General features: G+C 38.0%; 6 protein-coding genes. 5 read left to right on the top strand and 1 reads right to left on the bottom strand.

Translation table 11 applies throughout. From position 1 onward, the window contains the following. The first annotated feature begins 313 nt into the window (after window positions 1-313). The 3 genes from L0659_RS25085 to L0659_RS25075 all read left to right on the top strand — a co-directional run bounded on the left by L0659_RS25085 (window position 314) and on the right by L0659_RS25075 (window position 5356). Window positions 314-1867 carry a Fic family protein gene (locus L0659_RS25085; RefSeq protein ID WP_235129363.1) on the top strand — a complete coding sequence of 518 codons (1554 nt, stop codon included), beginning with the start codon at window positions 314-316 and terminating at the stop codon, window positions 1865-1867. 1963 nt (window positions 1868-3830) lie between these two features. Beyond that, window positions 3831-4826 (top strand): TlpA disulfide reductase family protein, encoded by a 996-nt coding sequence (locus L0659_RS25080; RefSeq protein ID WP_235129362.1) that lies wholly within the window; start codon window positions 3831-3833, stop codon window positions 4824-4826. A gap of 146 nt (window positions 4827-4972) precedes the next feature. Continuing rightward, window positions 4973-5356 carry an FdtA/QdtA family cupin domain-containing protein gene (locus L0659_RS25075; protein WP_235129361.1) on the top strand — a complete coding sequence of 128 codons (384 nt, stop codon included), beginning with the start codon at window positions 4973-4975 and terminating at the stop codon, window positions 5354-5356. 154 nt (window positions 5357-5510) lie between these two features. Here the strand turns inward: L0659_RS25075 and L0659_RS25070 are convergent, their stop codons facing one another. Then, window positions 5511-6047 carry a dihydrofolate reductase family protein gene (locus L0659_RS25070; RefSeq protein WP_235129360.1) on the bottom strand — a complete coding sequence of 179 codons (537 nt, stop codon included), beginning with the start codon at window positions 6045-6047 and terminating at the stop codon, window positions 5511-5513. A 499-nt stretch (window positions 6048-6546) separates the two neighbouring features. Between L0659_RS25070 and L0659_RS25065 the strand changes: the two genes are divergently transcribed. Continuing rightward, on the top strand, window positions 6547-9900 hold the full coding sequence (locus L0659_RS25065) for a C25 family cysteine peptidase (RefSeq protein WP_235129359.1): 3354 nt from the start codon (window positions 6547-6549) through the stop codon (window positions 9898-9900). Between the two features lie 32 nt (window positions 9901-9932). Continuing rightward, the gene (locus L0659_RS25060) at window positions 9933-11345 is read left to right on the top strand and encodes a T9SS type A sorting domain-containing protein (RefSeq protein WP_235129358.1); all 1413 of its coding nucleotides are present in this window, start codon (window positions 9933-9935) and stop codon (window positions 11343-11345) included. Window positions 11346-12188: the final 843 nt, after the last annotated feature.

Raw genomic sequence — 12188 nt, 5'->3', positions numbered from 1 at the left:
GTTAAAACTATAAAGTCATGGAACTGGAAAGATCGACGAGTCCAGAAATAATTGAAAATATAAAAGTCAATGTACGCAACCCGTCCCTAAAAGCTGGCCGTATTCATCGGAAGGATTACAAGGCGTCCCTTCTTTTTGCTGCGTTCGCAATATTGGTAGTTGTCGGAGGTGCTATTTTAATTGTAAAAAGTGCACCATGTATAGGAAGCATAATATCGGCAAAATACTAATAATGCCAGGGAAAAAGTGGTTTTGAGAACAGGAGCTCCGAACATGAGTAACAAGGCACACTGTGAGCAGTCAAAAAGCATTAATGGAAAATTTTCTACCATTATATGTAATTAATAGAAAAATTTCTAATAAATACTTTACATTGTGTACCTTAATAGAAAGAATTCCAATGATAAGACTACAGGAGGTTCTTTTTGGATCTTCAAACAAGACAGAATCTGCCAAAATCAGTACTTTGGAGAAAAAGGGGATTATTCGAAAGATAGCCCCTCGCATTTATACGTCAAACCTAGAAGAGCAGCCTGAAGTCATCATAAAAAGAAATTGGTTTAGAATACTATCCAATCAATTTCCGGGTGTAATCCTAAGTCATCGCAGCGCACTTGAGTTTGTCCCGGCTCATGGTGAGCATATATTTGTTACATACACCTATACACGCAAGAATCGACTACCTGGTCTCACAATCCATTTTCAGCAAGGCCCTGCCCGTCAAGACAACGACAACGTATTTTTTGAGAATTTATATGCTTCACAGGAAGCGCGGGCATTTTTAGAGAATATGCAGGAAACCCGAACTAGAAATGATCTTTCAAAAACCCTTTTAATCTCGGAAATTGAAGAAAGACTTGATCTGATTATTAGAACTAGGGGGGAAGGTGCTATCAATGTTATCCGAGATAACGCCAGGAACTTGGCACCAGCCTTGGGGATGGAAAAAGAATTTATCAAACTTAACCTTTTGATAGGGACCCTTTTGACGACAGGTGATTCTAAAAGCCTTCATTCCCCCGTTGCCATAGCACGATCACTAGGAGATCCTTTTGACCCTGAAAGAATTACCTTATTCGAAATACTGTACGCAGCTTTGAGTGGCCGGACCTTCCCTGCTTATGCCGACAAAAACCTTTCATTAAAAGCATATAGAAATTTTGGTTTTTTTGAAAGCTATTTTTCAAACTATATTGAGGGGACAGAATTTGCCGTTAATGAAGCGCAGCAGATTATCCAAACTGAAACACCATTGCCTGAACGCGATGAAGATTCTCACGACATATTGGGTACTTATCAAATCGTATCAGATCGGCGCGAAATGGCGATAACTCCCAGTTCAGCCAATGAACTTTTGCAACTGTTGCGAAGCAGGCATGCTACATTGTTACGAGCGCGACTATCTAAAAAGCCCGGACAGTTCAAGGACAAAAATAATCGAGCTGGTAATACGGAGTTTGTAGACTGGCAACTGGTGGCCGGTACTTTAAAAAAGGGGTTCGATTGGTATTCGCTACTAGAAGACCCTTTTGCCAAAGCAGCCTACATGATGTTTATGATTAGCGAAGTTCACCCATTTCTTGACGGAAATGGCAGAATAGCCCGGGTGATGATGAATGCTGAACTTTCTTCAAAAGGGCTTTCTAAGATAATTATTCCTACCGTATATCGTGAGGACTATATGGGCGCACTGCGAAAATTGACCCGCCAACATGATCCGGATGCTTACATTCGTATGCTTTTAAGAACATTCGAATTTAGCTCAAACATCTATGGTGAAGACCAAACAATCATAGAAAATCATTTGATCAGATCTAATGCTTTTGAGGAACCAGAAGTCGCAAAATTAATAATCATACCACACTAAAACTTTAATCTCTGCGCGAACATTGTACAGTTTATCGTGCTATGTCATAATAATATATCTGTAATTAGTTTTCATGAACCGCCAATCATGTATAAGTTATCGACGGATTCGGTGGCATGCCGATTGAGCTATTTACCAAACAATTAGATGATATGGTTAGTAAAATTTGCTGACGTAATGGCACTCATTATTGACATTCGTATTAATGGCAATGGTTCACCAGCATCTCTGAGTGCATAAGTAGGAAGACTTACACAAGTTAAGCAATTGGTTGGGTACAGACTACGTGTACCTGTAAACAAAAAAGATTTTACTTCTGGGCTGCTTGTCAAATTGCGCCACAGGTAACGAAACAATTGATTAAACCAACAATTCTGTTGACCAGTGGTGCCACGATCAGTGCTGGTGATTATGCCCCCTGTATCATAAGGAACTCCCTAAACCCAAACAAATGGGCGAAAACACAAATGGTATTTTTCTTCCATATACGGAGATAGGTTATCAAATGACTGGCAAATCTCCTTGTCGAACGGTCAGGCGGTGAGTAGCAAACGTATAAGTTATGAAGGAAAGAGGGCTTCCAGTTGATGTACTAGCCCTGCATGCAGGTATAGATATGCTAATGAGTAACGGTTTGGTTCTCGCAAAAGCATTCGAATATCTTGAAATTCATCAGCCGACAATTACTAAGAAGACTATTTACTATGAACGGATTGAATTATTATGCAGATTGTTTGCTACTAGATAAAACATACAGTGATATTACCGCATATTCACTAGGCTTAGTGAAAGAAGATGCGTCCTCACTAGCCTCTTTTGCCAAAAAACGTAACTCGGTGAAAACGTTTAATAAACCAGACAGTTTGGGAGCGCGAATGAACGGAGAAGAATTTGCCGATTCTACCTTCCATGAGCTAAATATAAACATCGGTTCTATATACGTCTGCATTCCCCAATTCAATTTAAAAAAGATGGCCATTTCCTAGACGCAATGGTCGGCGACTACCATAGCTTACCTATATCTGCATTTCTGTAAAAATTACGTCAGCTTTCATTTAAGCCCAGATGGATAGAAAGGTGAAACCTTTTTGGTTATTGTTAACAACCAAGGAAGACTTGTTGAACATTGCTTTGTATCATACAATTATTTGAGCAGTCAGTTCTAGCTGTGATGTTACCCAAGCAATATCTCAACAAGCTCCTTTCTGTAATCTCCAAGCACAAAGAGTATTTTGAGTACTTACCATTCGTTGGGAAATTATGTACCAGTGTTGGCGGCTTCCTAATAAAAGTCCTCCGTAAGAAATTCATTAACTTTCATTTGAAAATCAGGCTTAAGAAGCAATACTTATACATCTCTCGTCTTAGAGGCAATCTTTCACTAGAATAATCTACCATCGAGATCTACGTCAATAGTCTTGCGTCTTCATTTGGTCCTAAGTATACCTTATCAACATAAGGAATAGGTCAACAAGGAGAATTATATCCTTCTTCTATGGGTCCTCCTACTGCATATATTTATGTAATATCTGTCACCGCTAAGAAATATCGAAGTATTTTGCTCAATCGAAAATAGGATTCGCATACGAGCCCAGGATTTTGTTTTTATAATTTTTTATAATTTTTAATATATATTAAAAATAAGATAATATCAAGGAAAGTACTTTTGTCGCCAACTAATCAAAACTTACAGCGCGCAGAGCTATACTGAAAATGCTTTAAGATCTGAGTGAGTTATGGAAGAAAGTAGAATACTTAACCGGCAACGTTAAATTGAAGCAGGGAAAAGATATAGAAACAAAAGTTGTGAGGTCACTATCGAGAAAAATAAAGGTATCGACGCAGTTTTGAATGTTACTTATATCGAGAAAAATAACTATCGCCGAAAGATTAACGATAGATGTCCTGTAAAGCTAACATCCATGTGAATATAATAATAAACGTAATATAACACAAACTTAGCATGAATATCAGAAATATCACTCTACTATGGTTGTTTACACTCAATTTTTGCACGGCTCAAACTAATTATGTGCATTTCTTCGGAAATATAGAAAATCGAAATAGTGACACCCTTCGAATTTTTGTGGGTACTAAAAAAATAAAGACTTTAAAGGTCGACATGAATGGGAATTTTGATGACACATTGAATGTACAAGAAGGACTCTACACCTTGTCAGATAAGGTTGAATCGACCACTATTTTTCTCAAAAATGGCTTCGACATTCAGGTGAAGTTTAACGGTAAAGAATTTGATGAATCTATTCATTATGATGGAATTGGAGGTAATGAAAATAATTATTTAGCAAAACAGATCTTACTAGACGAAGCGTTTGCTAAACAGTATGAAATCGTGCAGGACGAACAAGAATTCAATGCGCTTGTAACCAAGAAAAAAGATGATCAGATGCTGCAATTAACGAATGGCAATTTTGATTCAAAATTTGTTGAAATTGAAAGGGAACGATTAATAAAGCGAGCCGATGTCTCTAAAAAGATATTTAAGGAGAAATTAGTTGCTAGGCAGCTAAAAAATACCAAATCGCCCGTATTTACTTATGAGAATGTTATGGGAGGAGTCACCAAACTTGAAGATTTCAAAGGAAAGTTCGTCTTCATTGACATTTGGGCTACGTGGTGCGCACCTTGTATAAAAGAAATTCCATATTTAAAAAAGGCGGAGGAAACGTACAAAGAAAAAAATATTGTTTTTATTAGTATTTCCATAGATTATTTAAAGAAGAAAGTTCAATGGAAGAAGTTTATTGCTGATAAACAATTGACAGGAGTACAAGTAATAGCTGATAAAGACTGGCAGTCCCAGTTTATGAAGGACTATGCTGTTTCCACGATACCAAGGTTTATTTTAATTGATCCAGAGGGCAAGGTTCTTGATGCCAATGCAGCCAGGCCATCATCTCCACGATTTGTTGAAGAACTGGATAGATTATTGAACTAACGATATTGCCAAGTAGAATAGCCAGGAACATTGTATAGATATTCCTGGCTATTAACATAATCCATGGAGCTATATCAGTTAGTTGAGCACCGGAAAATAGCAAAATACAATTGGACGTGTTAGTTTATATTTTAATCATCAAAAAGATGGCGACCATTATTTGCCAAAATGAACTAGGCTATCAAAATGGTGATTTGTCAACTTTCACCGGTATAGTGCCAGGGGAAATAAAGAGAATTTTTTACATTTATGGAGCCAAGGGTCAGAGAAGAGGTGGACATCGCCATCACCAAAGCTGGAACATATTGATCTGTCTTAGCGGGAAATGTAGGATCTATTGCAATGACGGTGAAACGGAGAAGTTTTTCTATTTAAATGATCCCAAGCAATGTTTAGTTATTCAACCTAAGGAATGGCATATAATGGATAGATTTTCACATGATGCTATCTTGTTAGTCCTGGCAAACACGTATTACAACGAAAATGATTATATCTATGAGCCTTACGCAAAAGATAAGCAATACGTCTGACCGTCATCTGTAAACATGACATCTATTACCCTGAATTAAGCAACACATATTTGACTGTGCCTTGGAAAGAAGTTGGGGGCTATTTGTCATGTATAAACAGGCAGTATGAACAGCAAGTGAATCATGTATAGTTAGGTAATCCAACGCACTAAACCTAATTGCAAATTTGATAGTTTGCCAATATGACTCCCGTTTCATAAACCTTCGACTCGAATAATGACAGTTTAACTTCTTGACGCGTCTTAAAGATGGAAATCCCTTTTCCAAAAAGAACGGGATACATCTTTATTTTTAGCTCGTCAATTAGGTTTTGTTCAAATAAGAAGCTGGCGAAAATACAGCCCCCGCATAGATAAATTGGTGGCCCATCACTTGCTTTTAAATGTTTAATGAAGTCTATCTCATTCTCTTTAATAACTTCTACTTGATTATTAGGTGAAGAGTCAATGTTTAATGTTTTTGAAAAGATATAATGTTTCATATTGGGATAGGCTGGTTCACCAGGCTTAATTCCTGATTGATAGCTAAACTCATAGGTGTTCTTCCCCATTAATACAGTGTCGTAACCCTGTAGGCTTTGCATATAATCTGTTACATGCTCACCTTCATAAATGAAACCATCGACAGATCCATCTTCACGTGCAATAAAATTGTCCACCGAAGATGCTACATGATAAACTATTTTTCTCATTTTTGATTAAGTATCTTGTGATTTCAAATAGTGCCGGTTTCCTTATAGAAATCGACCATTAAATAATTTGTAGTTTTTCCTACAAGTTTATGACAACAATGAGTTAAACAAAAGAATTATTTTATCAATTAAATTTGGTCGAATATGTATACTATTGATTAAAAGTAATATTAAAGTAAAATAATTAAAAAATCGTGGCATATTTATCATAGCAGCCAGCTTAAGACTAGGTTATTGACAACTTTTAATAAATTTTAACATTTTTTTATACTTTTTAAGTATTTTATAGTTTTATATATTTTTATTTTTGCTAAGTAAAATTTGTTGAGCTCATTGAGATCATTAATTAGCTCATAATTTAGACAAGCCGTTATGCTAAGATCTCGAATTAAATACGCGCAAATAAAATATGAGATCAATATTCCTATAATTGTATTTGATTATAAATCTTTCACCTTGTGATACGCTCGACAGCTGCCTGGGCATATTCAAAGTTCATATGAGTAATGATACCCGTATTCTAATCAAAATAACCCTGCTCGTCGTAGTTCTGCTAAGTCAATATACAGTTAATGCGCAATGGGGCCCTCCTTATGCGAGTGACTGGATTAATTATGACCAGGCTTATGTAAAAATTGGGATAGCTAAAAAGGGCATTCATAAAATAGCATTTGCCTCATTACCCAAGGATTTTCCAATTAGTGCTCCTGAAAAGCTACAATTATGGAGGCGGGGCAAGCAGGTTTCCATTATCAGCACTGCTAACCAAGAGATCTTGTTTTACGGAGTTCCCAATGATGGGGCAAGTGACTCGCTATTGTACCGACCGATGAGCTCACGAATAAATCCATATTTCAGTATGTATTCGGATGAGGGCTCCTATTTTCTTACTGTGGGTGATTCAGTCGGTGAAAGAACGAGGATAATTGATAAACCTGCGGATAGTAAAATGCTTCCTCTGATGTTCCACAATGAAATTGTAACCACTGTGTTTAAGGAAGCATACACGCTCAGTACAGCAGAATTTGTAAGTGCACCAGATTTTCTGAATAGCTTTTTTGAGTTTGGTGCAAGCAGGAGCAGCAAAATTCAGGATAAGGATGGCGCTGGTTCCATTAGTGGAAATTTAGAGCTGAAAAACCTCGCGAATACTGCTAATACGCCTTCCATAAAGCTCCTTATTCATGGCAGAAGTAATAAAGAACATAAAATTGAAGTGCATGTCGGAAAAAATGCAAAATCATTGCGGCTAGTAGATGTGGTGGTGGTGTCGGGATTTTCTCCAATGGAATATACTTTTACCTTAAGGCCAGAAGATGTAGATGCTGCAAACAAGGGGCTAATTTCCCTTAAATCCGTTAAGGCGGACATTTTGGACCGGTTTTCGCTCACTTACTTTTCTGTGGAATTTCCACAGCTTTTTCAGACTGATAAATTGTTTAGCAAAGAATTTCGGCTAGACCCGGTGGCAAATGACATAAGTAAAATCTTATTCAAAGACGCTTCCCCTGATTACACATTTCTGGACATTTCAAGCCCTGACAAGCCCATTGTTTTAAAAGGATCAAGTGAAGGCCTGTTAGTGCCTAGGCAAGCTGGTAAAACTCAACTTCTATTGGCGGCAAAGGAAATAATCGATGTAAATGTTGGTAGGATGAAATTGATAAAATTTAAACGTATATCTCCGAAGGAATCTAATTACATTATCGTTACGACAGATAGCCTGTTTGAAAGCGCAACGCAGTACGCAAACTATAGAGAATCTCAGGCAGGTGGTGGCTTTAAAACTTTGGTTATTGACATTCAGGATGTTTACAATAAATTTAATTATGGAGAGCCTAGCCCCGTAGCAATCCGCAAATTCATGTCCTATATGCTTTTGGAAGGTGGCAAGGACAAATATTTGTTTATCATAGGCAAATCTATTACCCATAATGAGAAAATGAAAAGAGAACTACCGGGGGAGGTACCAACCATAGGTTACCCTGCATCCGATATGCTACTAGTGGAAGGCATTGCAGGCGCAGCCAAGGACGTTCCTGCAATGCCTGTCGGCCGTTTGACAGCGTTTACTAATCAGCATGTAACCGATTACTTGAAGAAAGTAAAAAATTACGAGAGCAACATCATTGCTGATTACGGATGGCGAAAAAATGTTCTGCATCTCAATGGCGGTAAAACAGTAGGTGAAATTTTACAATTAAAAGGATTGTTAAGTGATTTGGAATCTGACGTTATGGATGGTCAGTTAGGTGGTAATGTGAAACACTATGTAAAACAGCAGGCAATGGCAGAACCTGAGTCTGTCAATATAACAGCTGATGTGAATACGGGTGTAGGGCTGATTACGTTTTTCGGACATGGATCCACGACTATCACTGACCTGGACATGGGCTACATTTCCGACGCTGCACGTAATTATAACAACTTGCATAAATATCCGCTGATGTATTTCAATGGCTGCGGTGTAGGAAACATATTTTCCGGAAGGTCAAATCAGAAGCCTAAAACACCTAAGTCCAACGACAGGATCCCACTATCACTTGACTGGCTGTTGGCTCCAGACCGCGGCGCAATTGCCATTGTTGCCAATTCCTTTGAAAGTTACGTTAGTCCATCCGCTAAATATTTGCAAGGACTATATCATTTCATGTTTACAAATTTGGAAACTTCACGCCTTCCAATTGGCAAAATTATGATAGAAGTTGCAAATGACATTACCTCGAAAAGTAAAGATAAATATAGCATCGCCAATGCCCACCAAACTATCCTGCAGGGTGATCCGGCATTGCGGCTGCTTACAGTGGACAAATCAGATTATGCTATTGATCCGGACGAAAGCATTTCTTTGCTCTCAGAGTCTGTTGACAAATCCCTTGAAGTTTCCGATTCGTTAAAGGTCCTAATCAAAGTCTCAAACAACGGAAGATTTATCAAAGGCCAAAATATACCTATCAGGGTGACTTATTTTGGAAAAAATAAAGTTGTCAAAACGGAGGTTTTAGAATCATTTCCTGCTCAAAACACATTCAAAGTTATCTTTTATAATTCAAAAGACATCCAAAAAATTCAGGTTCAGATCGACCCAGATAATTTAATTAGTGAATTAAATAGCAATAATAATTTTGCAGAATTGAATGTTGACTGGGATTTGATTAAAATGGGCACTAACTTCTCCTCTGAAAGTGCCAAAGACGTTGTGCCACCCTTGTTGACTGTCAAATTTAATGATAGATTGTTGAAGCACAAAGAACATATCACTGCCGATCCAAAGCTATCATTGTATCTGTCAGATGACAGACAACTTTTCCCAGATTCTTCGCTGGTAGAAATATTTATAAAGCACTGCGGAGACGATAATTGTGATTTCCAGAAGATTACATATGCTGATAATGATATTGAAATGGCTGCCACAGATTTTAAATCGCTCAAATTGGATTATGCAACTGATTTGAAAGCAGGCATTTACGAAATTTTAGTGAATGCCAAAGACCGCGCAGGCAATGCAGTGCTAGGGCCTTATAGAATGCAGTTCGAAATTAGTGATGATAATAATCCGTCTGCCGAACTTGTCGTAAGCCCAAATCCTGCTTCATCATACTTACGATTTGAAATTAAAACTGCCAAAAATGCAAAACCGAAATCTATTCGATCTATAATATATGATCATAAGGGGATAGTTATCGAGGATAAAACTATACAATTACTGGAAGGAGCGCTTACGAATGAATGGTATTGGTTGCCAAACTATCCGTTAACGGGAGCTTACATCTATAAAGTTTTTCTTATCAATGATCACAATGAATCATTTAGTACATTTTCTGGGAATGTAATCCTTCAAGGTGCTAAATAGTGAAATATGTATATTAAAAATTAAACGGTATCATGAAACAACATCTACTATCCTGCGTGCTAAGCCTTATTGTCGGTCCATACGTTTTACTACACGGGCGAGCGGCAGATTCAAGTAGCCTGAATCTTAATGAGGGCAAATATGCTAATCGTAAGGTAGCTGCATTGGTTACAATTTCAGGGCATGTTTACCATGATAGTAATGCATTTAACGATGGCAAGCTTGAAGGGCCAGGGACAAATGCTTCTGGTACATTATATATAAATATGTTCAGCATGTTGAACGGTATTGAGATTGCCGTAGCTACTGTGCCTGTTAACACAGATGGATCCTACCAGATTAGTGGTGACTTTTCAGGCTACTATCAATTAAGAATCAATGGGAATCAGGCAACTATCGGGCAAAGCTCCCCATTGACCCAGTTTTCGCAACGCTGGACCATTTTTGGAGAACGGCTTGGCCTCGGGCAAGTTACCGATGGATTGGGTAATGGGATCCTCACCATAGGAGTTTTTTCTGCCCAACCAATAGTTGATGCAGATTTTGGTGTTCAGCAATATCCTGTTAGCCATAGCAAGACCTTTCAAATTCCTGAACCAACATTAAACTCAACTATTATATTGAATGGTACAGGTTCGACACAGTCGCCTGGGCCACTGTCAGGTGATGATGTAGAAGATGGTACACTTGGTGCAGGCAAAACCGTTCTTTTTAGCCTTTTTAATAATTTAGCAGGCAATGAGCTTCATTATAACGGCGTCAAACTATCGGAAGGGGCAAAAATAGTGAACTATAATCCAGCACTATTAGCAATTAAGTTTACAAAGCCGTCTTCAATGAGCACAGGTTTCTTCTATCAAATATTGGATAACGCCTCATTTTATGGGAATGCGGGCATCTATCAAATCAATTGGACTGTCCTGCCTGTAACCTTGATTAAATTCACAGCTTCACAAAATGAAGGTGCAGTCATTCTTGATTGGACAACAAGTCAGGAAGAGAATAGTAATCATTTTGAGATTCAACGCAGTATTGATGGTAAGGCATGGCAAACCTTGGGAAGCGTTGCTGCCAGCGGTGCGAGTAACGATTCAAAGCATTATAGTTTTAAAGATATCTCCCCTGTAAAATCTGGCTTGTATAGGCTAAAAATGGTCGATCTAGATGACACGTTTGCTTTTAGTAGCATACAAACAGTAATTGTGCGGGATAGTGGCAACTTGACATTCTTTCCAAACCCAGCGCAAAACACCCTTAATTTCTCCAACTCAAAGGAAATTATTGAGGTTAAAATATATAATAATGTAGGCAAATTGATGCTTAAAACACAAGTTCCAACCAATGGTAAGATTGATGTAAGCGCTCTTTCTACGGGATCCTATGTTGTTAAAGTTACCTCGAAGAATGGCAGTCAAGAATCGTTACATCTAGCGGTGGATAAGTGACAATGAACTTGATGTTCTTAGGGTCTTCTCCTGGGCTAATAATCATGAGTTCGCAAGTCGTTTGCTACATCGATCCGATCTATGTCTACTCCTTTGCTTTGGGTGAATGTTTGGAGCTAAGCTAAGAAGTTCTAACAATACTGTTTAAATGTCAAGATCCAAAAGTTAAGCAGCCAGGTTTTCTAAAATTAATAAAATAGTCATGTTGAATAGGAGACATCCGCAAATACTTTGATAACTCTTATCTCAATGCTGAAAGACTAGGTAGATCATTGCCCTAGTGATGTCAGGACCATCTGAGGGATCAGGTGGTCAATGAGCTTATTTTTTTACATTGTTTGTAATACTGTTTGGAGGGGATGCTCAGTTACGACTGAGCCACACTTCGCTGGCATCATTTAATCAACGATAATTATTCCTTAACACCTCCCCTGATTCTTAACCATTTTAGGCTTACAGTTTCAACCTTCGGAAGAAAGCGAAGGGTTAGAGCCTGAAATTTTGAGTCTGAATTACAATAGTATCATCCTTGATTTCAGCTTGAAAAACAAACTTTGATTATTATCATGATGCCAAACACTCTATTAAATCAGGAGCCCAGGCAACTTTACACCGTTTCGTCCCATCCACATTGCCAGTGTAGGGAGACGTTTCTGATAACGATATAAGTTTGCCGGGACGGTCAATCCATACCATCGAAACGGATCTTTACGCAGAGGATACATGGCAACCATTCCCTGCATTCCAAATAAATTACGGTTTGAGAAAAAGCACATTTCAAACTAGTTTAAAAACATGCATACGGCCCGAGCCGCGACTATCAGCTGCGTTTAAACTAGCACG

It is taken from the genome of Dyadobacter sp. CY347 (genome assembly GCF_021502655.1).
Classification (GTDB): domain Bacteria; phylum Bacteroidota; class Bacteroidia; order Cytophagales; family Spirosomataceae; genus Dyadobacter.
This window is presented reverse-complemented; position numbering and strand designations above follow the sequence as displayed.

Excerpts from the sequence above, each read along its gene's own strand:
- L0659_RS25085 (WP_235129363.1), top strand. The coding sequence starts at position 314 with ATGGAAAATTTTCTACCATTATATGTAATTAATAGAAAAATTTCTAAT.
- L0659_RS25080 (WP_235129362.1), top strand. The coding sequence starts at position 3,831 with ATGAATATCAGAAATATCACTCTACTATGGTTGTTTACACTCAATTTT.
- L0659_RS25075 (WP_235129361.1), top strand. The coding sequence starts at position 4,973 with ATGGCGACCATTATTTGCCAAAATGAACTAGGCTATCAAAATGGTGAT.
- L0659_RS25070 (WP_235129360.1), bottom strand. The coding sequence starts at position 6,047 with ATGAGAAAAATAGTTTATCATGTAGCATCTTCGGTGGACAATTTTATT.
- L0659_RS25065 (WP_235129359.1), top strand. The coding sequence starts at position 6,547 with ATGAGTAATGATACCCGTATTCTAATCAAAATAACCCTGCTCGTCGTA.
- L0659_RS25060 (WP_235129358.1), top strand. The coding sequence starts at position 9,933 with ATGAAACAACATCTACTATCCTGCGTGCTAAGCCTTATTGTCGGTCCA.